Source organism: Chloroflexota bacterium (assembly GCA_020850535.1).
Lineage (GTDB): Bacteria > Chloroflexota > UBA6077 > UBA6077 > JACCZL01 > JADZEM01.
This window is the reverse complement of the sequence record JADZEM010000168.1, coordinates 23021-41335: the sequence shown is the minus strand read 5'-3', so window position 1 is coordinate 41335 and position 18315 is coordinate 23021. Positions and strand designations below refer to the sequence as shown.

Here is an 18315-nt window from a genome sequence, read left to right as displayed (position 1 = left end):
GCAGGCTACACCCGCTCCAGGTACGCCCCGGTGCGGGTGTCCACTCGGATCGTCTCGCCCTGGTTGACGAAGAGCGGCACCTGGACTACCAGACCGGTCTCGGTCTTGGCCGGCTTGGTGCCGCCGCTGGCCGTGTCGCCACGGAAGCCCGGGTCCGTCTCCACGATCACCAGCTCGACGTTGATCGGCGGCTCGACGTCGACCGGCTCGCTCTCGTAGAACGAGACGGTGATGATCATGTTGTCCTTGAGGTAGCTGACCGTGTCGCCAAGCTGGGCGGCCGTCAGCCCGATCTGATCGTACGACTCCTGATCCATGAAGATGTAGTTCGCATCTTCCTGGTACAGGTACTGCATCTGGCGCTGCTCCAGGCGCACGCGCGGAAACTTGGTGCCGGCCTGGACCGTCGTGTCTGAGATGGAGCCGGTGCGGACGTTTCGCAGCCGCATTCGGACCTGGGCGCTGCCCCGCCCGATCTTCTGGTGCTGATAGTCCAGGATCGAGAAGAGCTGGTTGTCCATCTCGATGATGACGCCCTTCTTCAGATCGCCAGTAGAAATCATCGAATCACCTCCTCTAGCTCAAGGGCCTTCGGGGAGCGGCAGAGCACGCGCACGCCCGTGCCTTCCATGACCACGAGATCCTCGATGCGGACGCCGCCCCAGCCCGGCAGGTAGATGCCCGGCTCGACGCTGAAGACCATGCCGTCCTTCAGCGCCGTCTCGCTGCCCCGCACCGACAGGCTGGGCGGCTCGTGGACTTCCAGCCCGATGCCGTGCCCCAGGCCGTGGGTGAACCTGTCGCCGTACCCCATCTCGGCCAGGTAGTCGCGAGCCAGAGCGTCGGCGTCCTTGCCAGTCATGCCGTTCGTGATGCCCCGCTCGGCGGTCTCCTGAGCCGTCAGCACGAGCTGGTGGATCTCGCGGAGCTTCTCGCTCGGCGTGCCGATGCAGACCGTGCGCGTCATGTCCGAGCAGTAGCCGTTCACGTTCGCGCCGATGTCGATGGTGATCGGCTCGCCCTCCTGCAGCTGGCGATCCGATGGCACGGCGTGCGGCATCGAGGCGTTCGGGCCGCTGGCGACGATGGACGGGAATGACGTGGTGTGGCCCCGGCCCTGGAGGTACTGCTCGACCGCGAGCGCGATCTCCTTCTCGGTGCGGCCCACCCGCAGCTCATGCCTGGCGATGTGCATGAAACAGTCGTCCAGCACGTCCACGGCGGCCTGGAGGTCGGCCATCTCGGCCTCGTCCTTGGTGATCCGCAGCTTGTCCACGATGTCCTTGTTCGGGACCATCGTGACGCCCGGGCCGGGGATCTGGCCGTCCGCGCCTTCGACGCCCTTCTCGCCCAGAGCCTCTGAGAAGGACAGCCAGATGGCATGCGGCAGGTGGATCGACTCGAAGCCGAGCTTCGTGATGCCCAGTTCTTTGACGGACTCGATCAGCCGCTGCCCCTGCCGCGCACTTGGCGAGTAGGCGATGACCTTGTAGTCCTTCGCCTCGTTGGCGGCCTGCTCGTCGGTGCGGGGATCGGTGAGCAGGACGGCGCCGGACCTCCCGATCATCAGGTAGCCGGCCGAGTCGCGCGGCGGCAGATCGTGGCCGGTGTAGCCGCTCAGGTAGAAGCGGGACTCTGGCTGCGAAATGAGCATGCCGTCGATCTCGGCCTCTGCGAAGAGGGCACGAAGTCGCTCGATGCGCGATGCGTACGCACTCATCCGGTCGCTACCTCTCTGGTGGCGTGCCTAGCTGGCTCGCTTGGCGCGGGTGGACGTCGAGGATGCCCGAGTCCGGGCGGTGGATTTTGCAGCAGCGCCGCTCTTGGTGGTCGACTTGGCGGTGGTCGACTTGCTGGCCGACGCCTTGGCAGTCGCCGTCTTGGCCTTGCCGGCGGCGGTCTTGGACGCCGCCGTCCGCGACGCTCGCGGCTTCGCGGCGGTCGCTGGCGCCACAGCATCCACGTCGCCGTCAGCCGCGCCTGACGCGGTCCGCCTGGCTGTGGACGTCGCCGCCGCCGCCCGCTTCGGGGCCGGCTTCTCGCCCGAGGCCGCGGCCCGGCTGGCGGCGGTCGCCCGCCCCCGCGAGGTGCTTGCGGCTGCCGTCCGACCGCCGGTCCGGCCCCGCCCGGCGATGGGCTTGCCGTCAGCGTCGGTCTTGCGCTGTCGCACCGGCAGGTCGCCGTCGCAGCCCATGCAGTGGATCTTGTCGGCGCCCAGCGGGATCCGCAGCTTGCCGCAGGTCTCGCACGGGTCCGGCAGCGGGCGCGACCAGCAGACCCAGTCGCAGGCCGGATAGCGGGCGCAGCCGTAGAACGGCCGGCCGGTGCGCCCCTTCTTCTCGACCAGCTCGCCCTCGTTGCACTTCGGGCAGGTCAGCCCGAGCTTGACGAGGATCGGTCGGCTGGTCTTGCAGTCGGGGTAGTCCGAGCACGACAGGAACTTGCCGAAGCGCCCGGTCTTGACGAGCATCGGCTTGCCACAGTTCTCGCAGACTTCGTCAGAGACCTCTGGCGGCGAGTCGTCGGCGTTCAACGGGCGGGCGTTCTTGCAGTCCGGGTAGCCGGTGCAGGAGAGGAACCGCCCGAACCGCCCGAGTTTGATGGACATCGGCTTGCCGCACTTGTCGCACAGCTTGTCGGTGACTTCGGCGGTCTGGTTGACGTGCTGGACCTCGCGCTGGGCACGGTCGAGCGTCTCCGCGAACGGATCGTAGAACTCGCGCATGACCGGCACCCAGGGGCGTTCGCCCTGGGCGATGTCGTCGAGCTTCTGCTCCATGCCGGCCGTGAACTGGACATCCACGATATCTCGGAAGTTCCCGACGAGCATGTCGTTCACGAGATAGCCGAGGTCGGTCGGCTTGAAGCGCCGCTCCTCCATCTCGACGTAGCCACGGTCCCGAATCACGGAGAGGATCGGAGCGTAGGTCGAGGGCCGCCCGATGCCGTGCTCCTCCAGCGCCTTGACCAGCGTCGCCTCGGTGAACCGTGGCGGCGGCTGGGTGAAGTGCTGTTCGGGCATGAGCTTGAGCAGGTCGAGCCGCTCGCCGGCCGCCAGCTCGGGCAGGCGCGGCTGGCCGTCCTCGTCCGCCGTGTCGCCGTCGTCCTTGCCCTCGCGGTAGACCGAGAGGAACCCCAGGAAGCGCGGCACCGAGCCGGTCGCCCGGAAGGTGTAGCGGCTGCCGCCGTCACGGTGAGCATCGATGTCGGCGGTGGTCTGGTCGAAGATGGCGGAGGCCATCTGACTCGCCACGAACCGCTGCCAGATCAGGGTGTAGAGCCGGAACAGGTTGCGGCCATCCCGCTCGTCCTTGCCGGCCCGGAGCAAGAATGGCTGCACGCGCTCCGGCGCGCGCTCGGAGGAGGTGGGGCGGATCGCCTCGTGGGCCTCCTGGGCCATGCGGCTCCTGGTGCGGTGGATGCGCGGCTGGGCAGGCACGTACTCGCTGCCGTAGCGGCTGGCGATGGTCTGGCGCACCTCGGCGATGGCCGTCTCGGCCACGGTGACCGAGTCGGTTCGCATGTAGGTGATCAGACCGACGCTCTCACCGCCTTCGACAGGCATACCTTCGTAGAGCTGCTGCGCGAGGGCCATCGTCTGGCGGGCGGTGAACCCGAGCTTACGGCTGGCGTCCTGTTGCAGCGTGCTGGTCGTGAACGGCGGCGCGGGGCTGCGCTGGCGCTCGGACTTCTTGACCTCGCGCACAGCCCAGCCGGCGCCATGCAGATCGCCGACAATCCGCTGCGCCTGCTCCTCGTTCTTCAGGTCGAAGCGGTCCACCTTCTTGCCGTCCTGCTCGGTGAGGGCGGCCCGGAAGACGGGCGTGCCGGGCATCCGCTTCCGCAGATCGGCCTCGATAGACCAGTACTCGACGGGCACGAAGGCGTCGCGCTCGCGCTCACGGTCGACCACGATGCGGACGGCAACGCTCTGGACCCGCCCGGCCGAGAGGCCGCGACGAACCTTCTTCCAGAGCAACTGGCTGACCTTGAACCCGACGAGGCGGTCGAGGACGCGGCGCGCCTGCTGGGCATCCACGCGCTGCTCGTCGATCTGGCGTGGATGCTGAACGGCGTGCACGATGGCGTCTTTGGTGATCTCGTGGAACTCGACGCGGTGGATGTTGCGACCCTTCAGCCCGAGGGCATGCACGAGGTGCCAGGCGATCGCCTCGCCCTCGCGGTCAGGGTCGGTGGCCAGGTACACGGCTTCAGCGCCCTTCGCCTCATCCTTCAGCCGCTTGACGACGTCCTTCTTCTCGGGTGAGACGACGTAGGTCGGCTGAAAATCGTGCTCCGTATCGACTCCGAGGACGTTGTCCGGCAGGTCGCGGACGTGGCCATAGGAGGCACGGACCACGTAGTCCCTGCCGAGGAACTTCTCTATGGTTTTGGCTTTGGCGGCCGACTCGACCACCACCAGGTTGCGCTTTGCCATGTTGTAAGGGCCTTGAACGAGGATGCCCGACCAGGAACGGTATCGAGCACGGTCAGACTAGTATACGCAAGGGGTATGAAGCCCCAAGAAGTGGAACCGTGCCGGAAACATCGCAATTCCCTGGCTCGGCCGGGGCTGCCACACCTATCGAGAATCGGAGTCTACCCGCGCGTGGTCGCCGCTCGCACGCCTTTTCTGGCCAGGATCGCCAATGAGATCGTGGCAGCCAGCGTGCCGGATCAGCCGGTGTGGGGTCACCGTACTAACGGGAGAATGGCCCGAACTGTGACGGTTGCGTGACAGTCGGGACCATTCTCCGGGCTGATCTACTGGTCGTCGCGCTCCAGCCGGTCGAACGGCAGATCGACGGCCCGACCCGTCTTTGCCGCGCCGAACACGGCCTCCGTCATCTCCATGTATTTGAGGCCGTCCCAGAAGGAAGGCTCGGTCGCGCGGCGGCCCGACCGCACCGCCTTGATGAAGTCCTCCTCGACCGTCCACTCGCGGGCATCAGCCGCCGAGACTTCGACGGGTTTCAGGTCGGGGTCGCCCGCCTTGCCAGCCAGGATCGTGTCGGAGGCCTGGAGGTAACGGATCGTGCCGTCCGTACCGTAGATCTCGAAGCGGTTCGCCTCCCTGGCGTGCCGCGCGACGCCGCTGAAGAGCATGGTTGCGAGCGCACCATTCTCCAGCTCAGCCACCACCGAGAGCGTGTCCGGACGCTCGACCGGCACAGCGCCGCTGCCGTCCGGCGCGGGGCGCGTCGGGTAGACGGTCTTCTCCAGCGCCGTGACCCGCTTCGCGTAGCCCAGCCAGCGGTGCATGACCTCGATCATCATGCCGACGTCCAGCGTGTTCAGGCCGGAGGTCGGGCCTTCCTGCCGCCAGTGACGTGGGGCGGTGGGGTTGGCGTAGCTGTCCGAGAACGATTGGACCACCACGTTCACCGGCTGGCCGACGTACCCTTCGGCGAGCATCCGCCGAACAACCCGGTCGCCGCGCATGTAGTGGGGCGGCGCGCTGATGTTGGTGGTCAGGTGGGGGTACTTCTTGGCCGCCTCCCACATCAACTTGGCATCGGCGTAGTCCATCGCCATGCGGGCCTGGGTGAAGACGTGCTTGCCGGCTTCGAGCGCGGCAATCGTGATCTCGCGGTGCATCGACGGGTGCGTGCCGATCCAGACGATGTCCACATTCGGGTCTTCGACGACCTCCATCCAGTTGCCGGCTGTGCGCTTGATGCCGTACTCGTCGGCAGCGGCCTGCGACGACGCCTGGCTGCGGTTGGCGACGACCTCAAACTCGACGCCCGGGCACTTCTTGAGACCGGGGACGTGGCGGGTACGGTTGATAGCGCCGGCGCCGACGAAGCCGATACGCAAGGTCTGCTCTGCCATGGTGGGGCTCCCATCTGTGAACTGGCACCGAGTATTCAACACTTCTGGGCGCGGCCGGTCAACTGCGGGTGACCGGCCCAGACACGGGTGCCCCGTGGAATCCTGCACTGCGGCCATCGGACACCCCCAGACACCCACAGGCAGGTGACCGCCACAACGACGCGCCTGCTACGCTTAATGCAGGGATGCCGACCCGCACCGCGGTGCCGGCGGCGACGTGTGGTCAGGATGCGCGGCTGCGAGCCGGCAGGTGCGGGGAGGCCGTGACCGACCGATGGATGAGATCAGCCTGAGCCGCCTTGCGCCGTCGCCGGTCGCCGATCCGTTTCTGCGACCGACCGAGCTGGCGGACTGGACCGCTCCCGGGATCGTCGCGCTGGCCGTCGAGCTTGGATCAGGCGAGGGCGATGTTGAGACGCCAGATGTGGCCCGCCGCTGCTTCGAGTGGGTGCGGGATCAGGTGCGGCACACCGTGGATCATGGCGACGACGTGGTGACGGCCCGCGCCTCCGAGGTGCTGGAGCATCGGACCGGCTTCTGCTTCGCCAAGAGCCATCTGCTGGTGGCGCTGCTGCGGGCGAACGGCATCCGCTCGGGGTTTGTCTACCAGCGGCTGGCGTTTGACGAGGAGCGGCGCGCCTTCGGCCTGCACGGGCTGGTGGCTATCGATCTGCCGGGACACGGCTGGTATCGCTGCGATCCGCGCGGCAACAAGCCGGGCGTGAGCGCCCAGTTCACGCCGCCGGCCGAGCGGCTGGCCTACCGCGCGAACCGACCGGGCGAGGTGCTGTTCCCGAAGGTCTACGCCGACCCTGTCGGCATCGTGGCGCGGGCGTTGAGCGTCCACGACGATCCGGCCGTGCTGGCTGTCAGCCTGCCGGACGCGGTGACCCTGGGCGAGCTGGAGCGGTAGGGCATCGCCGTCTGCCGTCTCTGGCAGTGTGATTCGGCTCGCCTGTGCCCGCGCGTCGGGTCGGAGCTTCGTGCCGGTCGCACGATGTCAACGGCCGGCAGTCTGCGTATCATCCAGGCGTCCGGCTAGAATTGCGCCAACCTCCTGGAGGAGTGCTCATGGCCATCGAAAACCGAGCGTTGACGATCGACCAGGAAATGTACGAGCGAATGGCTGGCTCAGCCGCGCTGTACGAGAAGGCGAAGGAGACGTTCCCGAGCGGCGTCACCCATGACGCGCGGTTTGCCAAGCCGTTTCCGATCTACGTGACCCGCGCGGCTGGCAGCCGCAAGTGGGACGTTGACGGCAACGAGTACGTCGACTACTACGGCGGCCATGGCGCACTGATCCTCGGGCACTGCCACCCGGCCGTCACCCAGGCCGTCGTGGAGCAGGCGCAGAAGGGCACCCACTACGGGGCCTGCCACGAGCTTGAGGTCGAGTGGGGCAAGCTGATCCAGCAGATCGTGCCCTCGGCTGAGGCCGTGAAGTTCACCTCCTCCGGCACCGAGTCCACCATGCTGGCGATCCGCCTGGCGCGGGCGTTCACGGGCCGCGACCGCCTCATTAAGGTGAACGGCCATTTCCATGGCTGGCATGACTACGCGGCGGTCGCGATGGCTCCGCCCTGGGATGTGCCGATCTCGTGTGGTATCCCGAAGGGCGTGCAGGACACCGTGACCGGCATCCCGGACAAGGACGCGGACGCCCTCGAAGCCGAGCTGGCGAAGGGCGACGTGGCCGCCGTCATCATCTGGTGCAACGCGCTGACCAAGGCGTGGGCGGAGACGGTCCGCGAGAAGGCGAAGGCGCACGGCGCGCTGGTCATCTACGACGAGGTGGTGACGGGCTTCCGGTACGCACCGGGCGGCGCGCAGGAGTACTTCGGCGTGACCCCGGACCTGACCACGATGGCGAAGATCGTGGCCGGCGGCTACCCGGGCGGCGCGATTGGCGGACGCGGCGACATCATCCACCAGTTCGACTTCTCGGATGATCCGAAGAAGCAGCGGTTCGGCCGGATCGCCCACCCCGGCACCTACAACGGCAACCCGGTCTCGGCGGCGGCTGGCGTGGCCTGCCTCAACATCGTCAAGGATCCGGCCATCCAGAAGAAGGCCGCGGATACGGCGACGAAGATCAAGGCCGGCTTCCAGGACTCGCTCCACCGGCACGGCGTCGAGGGCTCGGTCAGTGGCTGGGCGTCGTACATCTCGACCAGCCTCAAGGGGAAGGTCAGCGCCTGGGACCTGCAGCTCAAGTGGCGTGCGGCCATGCAGCTCGGCGGCGTGGATCCGTCGGGCACGGCGCTGATCGTGTCGGCGGTCCACAACGACGAGGACGTGGAGCGCACCGTCGCGGCGTACGACGGCGCGCTGACCAAGCTGAAGGCGGAGGGCGCGATCTAGCCGCCGCAGGCAGGATCGAGGCCCGGCGGGCGCCCTCTGGCCGGCGCCCGCCGGACTCCTGCGCCCGCAAGTGACACCAGAAGGCCCGGCTCATCGAGCCGGGCCCTCGTGCTTTCCTCAGGAGATGGGTTCTCGGCCGACTGCCGCCGCGCTCGCTACAGGCGCTGCCGGGTCTCCTCCGCGACGTGTCGGGGCACAAACGGCAGAATGGACGGCAGGGGCGCGTCGTCGGCCTCGTCGTCGGTCAGTGACAGGCCCAGGTCAACGTCGACCACTGGCTGGGCCTCGCCGGAGAGCCGTCCGCCGCAGTGGCAGCACCGCAGCAGCCCGGACCCGATGGCCAGGGGATGGGGACAGGCAGGGTCGTGGATGAACCGACCGCCCTCAATAGCACCGATCACAAGATTGCACGCGCGACAGGACACAGTCCACGACTGGGCAGGCAACGGCATGTAGCGGCTCTCCCACCACATGATGCACCGTCAGAGGGTCATTTGACCACGAATTTCGGCGCGAATTGGGGCGGAATGGGCACGCGAGCAGCGGTGTTGGGACTGCGCACGCCACGGCCGCTACACTCGTCTCGGCCGGTCTGATGACGTCGGTGCAGGCTGGAGGCGCCAGGGTTGCCGTTCTTTGTCGGGGTCTTTCAGGATATCCGTCCAGAACTGCTGGACGAGATGCTGGCGGGCGTCCGAGACGATCTGGCCCACTCCTACCGACGGAACCCCGGCCGACGGCAGTCCCGTGTCTTCCAGCAGATCGATCTGCCGACCTCGTTCATCGCCATCTCGGAGTGGGACGCCGAAGAGGACTTCCAACGGTTCCAGGCGTCGCAGCGCTTTCAGCGCATGACGGTGCAGGCCGACCCGCCGGCGCGCATCGAGCGGCTCCATCGCCTGCGTTCGTTCGCGCGGATGGCGTTTCAGGCGCACTGCGTGGCCTGCATCCGCCTGATCGCGCTGCCGGAGCATGGCGATGAGCTTGAAGCTGCGATCCTCGGGTCGATTCGCGTAGACGTAGAATCGTCGCCGGGGCTCATCAGCCACGACGTGTTCCGGGCGGGCGCGCAGGCCGGGCAGCTTGTCATCGTGCATGGCTGGGAGTCGCTGGCGGCGCTGGAGGCGTTCCGCACGGACACGCGCGAGCGCCACGGCGAGATCCTCAATCCGCTGCTGACGAGCGTCGAGCGATTCGTTGGCTCGGTGACGGCGGTCTTCTCACGGGAGATTCGCCCCGTCCACCCGTGAGGCGGCCGGCGAGGGTGAGTACTCCCCGCCAGCCTCCGTTGGGGACGGCCTTGGCCGGCTAGTCCTGGGCGAACGCCAGATCCCGCTCGTGAAGCTCGCGGCAGGTGTCGCACCAGTGCTCGGTGGGGCGCACGGTGTAGCCACTTGCGCCCCAGACGACCCGTCCTTCGTACGACCAGCGCGGCTCGTCCTGCGCGGAGAGCGAGCCATTGCAGGCACGGCAGCGGGGGGCACAGACCTCGTGGTACGCCTGGTCCCCAAGCCTGAGCGGCTGAGCGCCCGCGCCAATCGGGTTCCAACAGGTCGAGCACGCCAGCATCGTCGTTGACGCCATCGCAGGAGTCCTTCCTCGGCACATCGGTGTGGGCGGCAGCATCGCCAGTCCGACACCTACGGATCGATACGCTTATGGTAGGTGATGGCCGATTCGGAGGATACGGGCAGACTCGCTAAAGCCTGCTGGCGTCCGCTTGTGCAGGCTGCCCACAGGCGGGACTCGCGACGGCATCACGCTCCGGGCGCAGCCCCATCGGCCGGGTCGGCTACTATTCCCCGCACGATGGCGAAGTACGATCCGTTACGAGACTACCTGGATGGGCTGCCGCGCTCGCAGGTGAGAATCAGCCTGTCGTTCACGCGGGTGGAGCAGCTCATCGGGGAGCCGCTGCCGCCGTCCGCGCGCGAGTATGACGACTGGTGGCGTGGCAAGGCCCGCTGGCGTAAGGTGATCGAGGCGCGGCCCTGGGAGCGCATCGGCTGGGTCGTGGATGACCTGGATCTGCGCCTCGGGCTGGTAACGTTCAGAAGGCAGACGTAGGTCGAAGGGCGAAGGGCGTGGATCGTGGGGGAGCATCTTCTCTCCCGCGACCCACGATCCTCGACCCAACGTCACACGCCGAGCTGCTCGTCCGTCATCGTGGCGGCCGGGAAGAACAGGGCCTGCCCGTACTTGTCCAGGCCGAACTTCGAGATCAGCTCTTGCGTGGACGGCGCGACGACGAAATCCGCGAACGACTTCGCGCCCTCGACGTTGATGTGCGCGCCCTTCTCCGGGTTGACCACCATCACGTGGTAGACGTTCAGGAACGTCTGATACCCCTCAGCCACGATGGTCAGGTCGAGCGTGGCCTTGCGCGCGAGGTAGGTGGCGCGGTCGGTGATCGTGTACGCCTCTTTCTCGTTGGCGATCGTCAGCACCGCGCCCATGCCCTGACCGGCTTCCTGGTACCACGGCTGGCCCTTCGGGTCGAAGCCGGCATCCTTCCAGAGCTTCAGCTCCAGTTGATGCGTGCCGGAGTTGTCGCCGCGGCTGACGAAGACCGCGCCGTTCGCCGCGATCTTCTGCATCGCCTCGACGGCTGACGTCGCGCCGGTCAGGCTGATCGGGTCGCTCGGCGGGCCGACGATGATGAAGTCGTTGTACATCACCAGGCGGCGGTCGATGCCGTGGCCGGCAGCCATCCACTTCTTCTCGGAGTCTGGCGCGTGGACCAGCAGCACGTCGGCCTCGCCGCGCTCGCCAAGCGCCATCGCCTGTCCCGTGCCGACCGAGATCGTCTTGACGTTGTAGCCGGTCTGGCGCTGGAACTCGGGGATCAGGACGTCCAGCAGGCCAGAGTCTTGCGTGCTGGTGGTGGTCGCCAGGATCAGCTCGGGGTTGCCGGGCTGCGCGAGGACGGTCCCCAGCGAGGTGGCGCTGGCGAGCACCAGCGCGAGAGCCGCGATACCGAGACGTAACAGGCGAGACATCGTTCCGCTCCGCAGTGGGAAGTGGCACGCTGCCCGGTGTGGGGGAGGGCAGACGTGCCCTGTGCGTCGTGCTGAAGCGTCCGCGCACGAAGTTGTCTTACTTGTGTTGGGACATTCAGCATGAGGAGTGTATCAGGTCAGGCGCGCCCAGCCGGGCGGGTGGGCGCTGCCGGCCCGGCCCCGCCCGCGCGTGTACGCCAGAACCCCCCTCGTCCGGACGCCAGAGCCCCCTCGTCCAGCCAGTGTGGGCGAGGGGGCCTTGATGAGGTGCTCCGCGACGCGCTGAGGCGTCCCGGGAATCAGGCGGCGCTGGGCCGGGGCGCTGTCGGAGGGCGGCGACGCAGCCGGTTGACGAACAGCACGCCGATGCCGATGGCGATCAGTGCGCCGAGCACCACCAGGGCCAGCGGCCCGGGCTCAACCCGCCGGTCGGGCTGGACGCCGGCCAGCGCGGCAAGCTCGTCCGGCGAGAGGGTCGGCAGCGCCACGTTGGTCCGCTGCGCGCGATTCTCGAGGGTCTTCTTCTGGGTGGCCAGCGTCGAAATCTTCGCGGTCACCTCTTGAAGCTGCAGGTACAGCTCCTCGGAGGGCTTCTGGGTGACTTCGCGCCGGAGCTGTTCCCGAGCGGCCTCGGCGCGGCGCAGCTCGACGGCCAGCCGCAGGTACTCGCGCAGCAGCTCCGGCTCCGTCAGCGGCGCGAGGCTGGCGTCCTCCTGCGCCGGCTGCGGCAGGCTGATGCTGGCCACCTTCGCCTTGTTCTCAACGTCGGCGACGCGCGCCTTCAGCCGCTCGATCTCCAGGTTGATCTCGCCCAGCTTGTCGCGCAGGAGGGTCTCTTCGTCCGCCGTCTTGGCGTTCTGGATGGCGGTCGTCGTCTGGGTGTGCTGGGCCTCGGCGCGCCGCAGCGAGGTGCGGAGGGCCCCGTAGGTCCGGGCGAGCACGTCGGCGGCCGGCCGCACGGTGACGGTGACCGTCGCCAGCTCGGCGCTGCGCTGGAGGAACGTCTCGCGGCCCTTGAGTCGGTCGATCTGGATCTTGGTCTGCGACAGCTCCTTCTGAACCTTCAGCACTTCCTCGATGTTCTGGGCCTTGTTCATGAAGTCGAGCAGTTTGGCGTACGTCGCCTCCAGCGACGCCAGCTGCGTCTGGACGTCGCTGAACTCCTCGGTCACGTCCTGGGTGGTTGCCTTCTCGGCGGTCACCTCGACGGCCAGCTCGCGGATCTGGCGCATGGCGGCGTCGTAGCGGCCGGGCGGGAGCTTCAGGCGAATGGTGGTGACCTGAACGCCGTTCTCGTCCTTATTCTCGACGCCAGCGACATAGCCGCCGGCCTGGTTGACCACATCGCTCAGGGAGTTGATCAGCTGGGCTGGGTTGGCAACCAGCATCGAGACTTCGGTGGTGAAGATGACCATCCGGCCGGCCGCTGGCTGGACCACCGCGGACGGGTTGGCTGGTCCGGCCGGGGTCGGCTGCGACGGCACGATGGCCGTCGGGGCGGGCGGCACCGGGCGGCCCGGCTGCTGGACGTTCGGCGCGGCTGCCGGCGCCTGGGCGACGGACGACGTGCTGCCGCGGCTCTCGGAGTCGGCGGGCTTCGCAGCTTCGGCTGGCTTCGCAGCCTCGGCCGAACGGACGGCGGCTGCGCCTGAGCCAGTCGTCGCAGGTTGGGCCGCTGGCTTCGCAGCCGGGGCCGATGTGGCGGCAGGGGCGGCCGGTTTGGCGGCCTCGGCGGGCTTCGCAGGCGCGGAGGTCGATGGCGCGCTCGAACAGGCGGCGATGCCCAGCATGAGAACGGACACGGCGAGGATGGTGGCGAGGACGCGGCGGCTTCGCATCGGTGACTCTCCCCCCAGACGGGCCGGTCCGCTCGGGCGGCCAGCAGTCGGCTCTGCATCCACTGACGCACGATGTCAGCGTAAAGTTCCCGCCCGCCGGGGGCAGTCTTGACGGGCAGGTCCGGGCCGATGCCGTGATGATCTCGTCGTGCAGCCCCGACCGCGCTTCACGTCCTGGTGCGAACACCGGCGACCCCGCAATCGTCCTGGCGCGCACACCCGGCACGGCTTGCATTCGAGGCGACGCTCGCGCACCATGCCGGCACCCGCTGCCTGAGGAGTGACGATGACGGCAAGCCCCCGTCTGTTGTTCGGCTACAACCCGCCCTGCGCCCTGCGCGGCCTGGAGCAGTTCGACCCGCGCACCTTCACCGCCGATCTCCAGCACGCGCTCGACATCGCCGCGCCGACGCTCGACTCGATCTGGCTGGGCGACCACCTGATGAACGGCGACCGCTTCCGCCTCGAAGCCTGGACGATGCTGACCTGGATCGCCGCGCGCTACCCGCAGCCGATGCTCGGGACGTTCGTGCTGGCGGCGTCGTTTCGGCATCCGCCGCTGCTGGCGAAGATGGCGGCAACCCTCCAGTTCCTCAGCGGCGGGCGCTACATCTTCGGATATGGGGCCGGCTGGGACGAGCCTGAGTACACGGCCTACGGCTATCCGTTCCCGTCCGCCCGGGTCCGCATCGAGCAGTTGGACGACGCGATCCGCACCATCAAGGCGTTGTGGACGCAATCGCCGGCCAGCCACAGCGGCCCCCACTTCGGCGTGCAGGAGGCCTACTGCGAGCCGCGCCCGGATCCCGTGCCGCCGCTGATGCTGGGTGGCGACGGTGAGAAGTTCATGCTGCGGGTGGTGGCCGAGCACGCGGACTGGTGGCTCTCACTGTTCCGCCGTCCGGACATTCTCCAGCACAAGCTGAACGTCCTGGCCGAGCACTGCAAGGCGGTCGGGCGGAACCCGGCCGAGATCCGCAAGTGCGTGCCCGTCCGTGTCTTTCTGGACCGCGACCGCGCGGTGGCCCGCAACCGGGCGGGCCAGCACCTCGAGGGTGAGCATCCAGCATTCGCCGGTGACCCGGCCGAGCTGCGCGACTACGTGACCCAACTGCAGGGGCTCGGCTTCGAGAAGGTGCTCTTCCTGATGGCCGGTTTTCCGCAGACCGACGACCTGAAGCTGCTCGTGGACGAGGTCATCCCGCACTTCCGCTAGATCACCCTGGGGAGGCAACATGCCAGCCAGTCCGCGACTCATGCTCGGGTACAACCCGCCGACCGGCGACCGTTTGATTGAGGCTGTCAACCCGCGCACGTACACGAAAGACCTTCAGGGCGTGCTCGACGTGGCCGCCAGGACGTTCAGCTCGTTCTGGATCTCCGATCACCACATGACCGCGGATCGCTTCCGCCTGGAGTGCTGGAGTGTGCTGATGTGGGTCGCCGCGCGTTACCCCGGCCCGATGCTCGGCACCTGCGTCATGGCGAACTCGTACCGGCACCCACCGTTCCTGGCGAAGATGGTGGCGAGCCTCCAGTACCTCAGCAACGGTCGATTCATCTTCGGGTACGGCGCAGGCTGGCAAGAGGAGGAGTACCGCGCCTACGGCTACGACTTCCCCTCCGCGCGCAGGCGCATCGAGCAACTGGACGACGGCGTCCGGGTGATCAAGAAGCTCTGGACCGAGGCCCCGGCCACCTACAAGGGACCGTACTACGAGGTCACGAACGCCTACTGCGAGCCGCGTCCGGACCCCGTGCCGCCGCTGATGCTGGCCGGCGACGGCGAGCAGTACATGCTGCGGGTGGTAGCCGAGCATGCCGACTGGTGGCTGTCCTACGGGCGGCGGCCGGATGTCCAGGAGCGGAAGCTCGCGGTGCTGGCCGAGCACTGCAAGAGCTTCGGGCGGGACGTCTCGGAGATCAAGAAGGCGGCCCCGTTGACGATCTTCCTGGACCGTGACCGGGCGGCGGCGAAGGCGCGGGCCGGCGCGAAACTGGAGGGCGAGAACCCGGCCTTCGCGGGGGATCCCGCCGAGCTGCGCGATCACCTGGGTCAGTTGCAGGCGATGGGGTTCGACCTGGTGCAGGCGGCGTTCGCCGGCTGGCCAGAGACCGACGACCTGAAGCTGTTCGCCGACGAGGTCGCGCCGCACTTCGGGTAGGGGTGGCCGGGCCGGTTCAGAGGGCGCGGGGGACGCCAAGCTCCGGCGGCAGCGAGGCCGCGACCACCAGCCACCAGCGCAGCATGACCGGCGCCAGCAGCGAGCCGTCGAACCCGGGGGCGCTCAGGCCGAGCGCCCCGAGCCGCCCGACGAACAGCAGCGCCAGTCCCAGGCCTGCCGCGCCTTCCAGCACCCCGAACGCCAGCCCGAACGCCCGATCTGCCAGCCCGATGCCCGGCAACGGCAGGGCCGAGCGCAGCGATCCCGCGAGCAGCGCACCAACCGAGGCGCTCAACACCACGATGGCGAGCCACGCCGCGCCGTCGAGCAACGGCAACTGGCCGACCTCGGCGGCGATCAGGTCAGACACCGTCAGTGCGTGCCGACCGGCCAGCACCAGCCCGACGCCCAACCCGAGCAGGGTGCCGGTCTCGCGGAGGAAGCCGCGCCGCGTGGCGTTCAACACCACGACGGCCAGACAGACGCCAAGCGTCACGTCCAGCCAGTGCCAGCCGGCCGTGTCGATAGGGATGGTTGGCGGGAGAGTGGGGAGTCCAAACATGCGGCGCGCTCCACCTTCCCGAAACGGAGGAGCCGCCGCCCGGTCGCTCGGACCGCGCCGGCACGGCGGCGCTGAGCGATCCCCATGCGGCGCTGCGTCGTAGAATAAGACGTGAGCACCGTACCACCTGCCGCCCCACCGACTGACCTGACCGTCTCCACCCCTGACACTCCGACCGTCGCCGTTCCAGGTGCACCAGCGACCTCGCCGGTGGTTCGCCGCCTCCGCGCCGTCCGCGCGCTGCTCTGGGCGGCCGTGGCCGTCATGACCCTCGTCTGGCTGTTCTACGCCGGCGGCCTTGAGAGCATCACGGCGCTGGTGCGCCCGGCCCCGAAGTCGGTCACCACAGCCGACATCGGGCAGCCGGCCCCGGCGTTGCAGCTGCCGCTGGTCGGCGGCGGCGAGACGAACCTGGAGGCGTTCAAGGGGCGTCCGGTGGTGGTGAACTTCTGGGCGACGTGGTGCGAGCCGTGCCGGGCGGAGATGCCGGCGTTGGAGCGCGCGCAGCAGAAGTACCGCGACCAGGGGCTGGCCGTCATCGGCGTGGACATGCAGGAGCGGGACGACGAGATCCAGGCGTTTCTGACGCAGGTGGGCGTGACGTTCCCGTCGCTGGTCGACCGGACCGGTGAGGTCACCCGTCAGTGGCGCGCCACCGGCCTGCCGACGACGTTCCTGATCGACCGTCAGGGCATCATTCAGGACGTGCGTGTTGGGCCGTTCACCGACGAGATGCTGGACGACCGGCTGAAGAAGATCCTGGCCGGCTAGTGGCCTGTCAGTCGTGAACGACCGGGACGGGTCACTCGATGCTTCCCCCGTCATCCCGAGCGAAGCGACCCGTTCGGCAGGCTCAGGGCGAGCCTGACGACCCTCCCGTTATCCCGAGATCCCGAGCGGCGTTCGCATGCTCCCTTCACCGTCATCCCGAGCGGAGTGAGCGTGCGAACGCAGTCGAGGGATCTTCCTCACGCCACAGAAGGAGAAGATCCCTCCGCTTCGCTCGTTCCTCGTTGCGGTCGGGATGACGGAGGGGTGTGCTCGTGCCTCGCGGAGCTTGCCCTGAGCGTGCCGAATGGGGTCGGGATGACGGGGACGCAGGCGTCAGGCGACGCGCGTCCCCTGGTCCACCACGATCCATCCGTCCTTGACGACGGCCCGGATCGGGTCTTCGGCCACTTCGAACGGCAGCCGCGAGTAGCTGGCCGTGTTCAGGATCAGCAGGTCGGCGCGCTTGCCGGGCTCCAGCGGACCGATGTCGTCGCCGAGACCGCTGGCGAACGCCGCGTTGACGGTCGAAGCGACCAGCGCCTCGGCCGGGGTCATCCCGAGCCGTCCGCACGCGAAGCGGATCGCATCCAGCATCGTGGTCGGGCCGGCGGCCAGCGGGCCGCAGCCGCTCCCGAGCGCCACCGGCACACCCAGGGCGATGAGCCGCTGGGTGCAGCGCTTGCCCCAGCTCTCCAGCCCTTCCGCGCCCATCGGCAGCACCACGGTCAGCGCCGAATCGGACAGGCGGTCGATGTCGTTGTCTGACGGCGCATCCAACAACACGATGGACCCGACGCCCATCTCGTCCGCGAAGTCGAGTACGCCCGGGTGGGACGTGGCGCTCACTTCGAGTCGCCGCTGCAATCCCTGGGTCTGGGCCGCCCGCAGCACTCGCCAACTCTGCTCGAGCGTCAGCACGGAGTGGTCGGCGGCCAGCGTGAACAGGGTCGCCAGATCGTCCTCGCCGGTCTCGGGGATGAGATCCTGAGTCAGCATCTCGACGTACTGATCGGGCGGGACCGGACGCGCGCCCGGCATCGTCGTGCCGGCTCGCAGCGCGCCGATGACCGTCAGCGGCCCGACCTCGGCAACCCCCTGGACGGCACGGAGCAAGGCCAGCTCGTCGTCGATGTCCAGGCCGTAGCCGCTGGTCATCACCATGCCGGTCGTGCCTGCGAGCAGCTCGGCATCCAGCCGCCGCCAGATCGCGGCGATCAGATCGCGCTCGGACAGGGCCAGGGCAGCCGTCAGCGGATCGGACGACGCGCGGACCTTCTTACGCCGTCCGCCGCCAGACGCCTGCAGCGACGCATCGGCCGGGCCAACCGCCTCGGCGCAGGCATCGATCAGGCCGGGCACCACGGCGCAGCCGGTGGCGTCGTAGATGCGCGCCTTCGGCGCCAGATCGACCACGTCACGCACGCGCGATGATGGCCCGACGGCAAGGATGCGGCCATCGCCGCCCACGGCAATGGCGGCATCGTGGATCAGGCCCGGGTCGCCCTGCCACAAGCCTCCCCGCGCCCCATCGCCGAACGACCACCCCAGCGTCACGAGCTCGGCAGCGTGCTCGATGAGCAGGGTGGCGCGGTCGGCAGGAAGCACTGCCGGACGCTCGCGACTGACTTCCATAAGCATGTTTCTGCTCGTGACCCGTCCTGGAAGATTGGGCCAGTCCCTACGCGAATCATCAGCGCACTGGCTCCTGCAGATGACAACGGGATGTATAAGCGGTAGGGGTCGGTTTTCCTGAACCTATCCGGACCATCCGTTCCGGGCCTTTC

General features: G+C 68.4%; 16 protein-coding genes. 7 read left to right on the top strand and 9 right to left on the bottom strand.

The window, feature by feature from the left end; genetic code table 11:
• Window positions 1–5: 5 nt before the first annotated feature.
• The 4 genes from efp to IT306_24370 all read right to left on the bottom strand — a co-directional run bounded on the left by efp (window position 6) and on the right by IT306_24370 (window position 5835).
• Window positions 6–563: an elongation factor P gene (efp, locus tag IT306_24385; protein MCC7371580.1), complete on the bottom strand. Its 558-nt coding sequence runs from the start codon at window positions 561–563 to the stop codon at window positions 6–8.
• A complete protein-coding gene (locus tag IT306_24380) occupies window positions 560–1720 on the bottom strand; it encodes an aminopeptidase P family protein (GenBank protein MCC7371579.1) in 1161 nt (386 codons plus the stop codon). Before IT306_24380 ends, efp begins: the two co-directional genes overlap by 4 nt.
• A gap of 27 nt (window positions 1721–1747) precedes the next feature.
• Complete coding sequence (gene topA / locus IT306_24375; GenBank protein MCC7371578.1) at window positions 1748–4438, bottom strand: type I DNA topoisomerase; 2691 nt, start codon at window positions 4436–4438, stop codon at window positions 1748–1750.
• Window positions 4439–4764: 326 nt separating this feature from the next.
• Window positions 4765–5835 (bottom strand): Gfo/Idh/MocA family oxidoreductase, encoded by a 1071-nt coding sequence (locus IT306_24370; GenBank protein MCC7371577.1) that lies wholly within the window; start codon window positions 5833–5835, stop codon window positions 4765–4767.
• Window positions 5836–6109: 274 nt separating this feature from the next.
• Here IT306_24370 and IT306_24365 point away from each other — a divergent pair, with 274 nt between their 5' ends.
• The 3 genes from IT306_24365 (at window position 6110) to IT306_24355 (ending at window position 9446) form a co-directional block, all read left to right on the top strand.
• The gene (locus IT306_24365; protein ID MCC7371576.1) at window positions 6110–6748 is read left to right on the top strand and encodes a transglutaminase domain-containing protein; all 639 of its coding nucleotides are present in this window, start codon (window positions 6110–6112) and stop codon (window positions 6746–6748) included.
• Window positions 6749–6906: 158 nt separating this feature from the next.
• Window positions 6907–8196 (top strand): aminotransferase class III-fold pyridoxal phosphate-dependent enzyme, encoded by a 1290-nt coding sequence (locus IT306_24360; GenBank protein MCC7371575.1) that lies wholly within the window; start codon window positions 6907–6909, stop codon window positions 8194–8196.
• 626 nt (window positions 8197–8822) lie between these two features.
• Complete coding sequence (locus IT306_24355; protein ID MCC7371574.1) at window positions 8823–9446, top strand: antibiotic biosynthesis monooxygenase; 624 nt, start codon at window positions 8823–8825, stop codon at window positions 9444–9446.
• A gap of 58 nt (window positions 9447–9504) precedes the next feature.
• Here the strand turns inward: IT306_24355 and IT306_24350 are convergent, their stop codons facing one another.
• Complete coding sequence (locus IT306_24350) at window positions 9505–9780, bottom strand: hypothetical protein (GenBank protein MCC7371573.1); 276 nt, start codon at window positions 9778–9780, stop codon at window positions 9505–9507.
• Window positions 9781–10005: 225 nt separating this feature from the next.
• Between IT306_24350 and IT306_24345 the strand changes: the two genes are divergently transcribed.
• Window positions 10006–10263 carry a hypothetical protein gene (locus IT306_24345; protein MCC7371572.1) on the top strand — a complete coding sequence of 86 codons (258 nt, stop codon included), beginning with the start codon at window positions 10006–10008 and terminating at the stop codon, window positions 10261–10263.
• A gap of 71 nt (window positions 10264–10334) precedes the next feature.
• Here the strand turns inward: IT306_24345 and IT306_24340 are convergent, their stop codons facing one another.
• Entirely contained in the window at window positions 10335–11195 is an 861-nt protein-coding gene (locus tag IT306_24340) for a substrate-binding domain-containing protein (protein ID MCC7371571.1), read from the bottom strand.
• A gap of 299 nt (window positions 11196–11494) precedes the next feature.
• The gene (locus IT306_24335; GenBank protein ID MCC7371570.1) at window positions 11495–13033 is read right to left on the bottom strand and encodes a DUF4349 domain-containing protein; all 1539 of its coding nucleotides are present in this window, start codon (window positions 13031–13033) and stop codon (window positions 11495–11497) included.
• Between the two features lie 286 nt (window positions 13034–13319).
• Between IT306_24335 and IT306_24330 the strand changes: the two genes are divergently transcribed.
• Entirely contained in the window at window positions 13320–14249 is a 930-nt protein-coding gene (locus tag IT306_24330) for an LLM class flavin-dependent oxidoreductase (protein ID MCC7371569.1), read from the top strand.
• Window positions 14250–14268: 19 nt separating this feature from the next.
• Complete coding sequence (locus IT306_24325; protein MCC7371568.1) at window positions 14269–15198, top strand: LLM class flavin-dependent oxidoreductase; 930 nt, start codon at window positions 14269–14271, stop codon at window positions 15196–15198.
• A gap of 16 nt (window positions 15199–15214) precedes the next feature.
• Here the strand turns inward: IT306_24325 and IT306_24320 are convergent, their stop codons facing one another.
• Window positions 15215–15760 carry a CvpA family protein gene (locus IT306_24320; GenBank protein MCC7371567.1) on the bottom strand — a complete coding sequence of 182 codons (546 nt, stop codon included), beginning with the start codon at window positions 15758–15760 and terminating at the stop codon, window positions 15215–15217.
• A 111-nt stretch (window positions 15761–15871) separates the two neighbouring features.
• Here IT306_24320 and IT306_24315 point away from each other — a divergent pair, with 111 nt between their 5' ends.
• Complete coding sequence (locus IT306_24315; GenBank protein ID MCC7371566.1) at window positions 15872–16531, top strand: TlpA family protein disulfide reductase; 660 nt, start codon at window positions 15872–15874, stop codon at window positions 16529–16531.
• Between the two features lie 333 nt (window positions 16532–16864).
• On the opposite strand, the gene IT306_24310 is transcribed toward IT306_24315, so the two are convergent.
• Window positions 16865–18169, bottom strand: coding sequence for an amidohydrolase family protein (locus IT306_24310; GenBank protein MCC7371565.1), 1305 nt, complete (start codon window positions 18167–18169; stop codon window positions 16865–16867).
• Window positions 18170–18315: the final 146 nt, after the last annotated feature.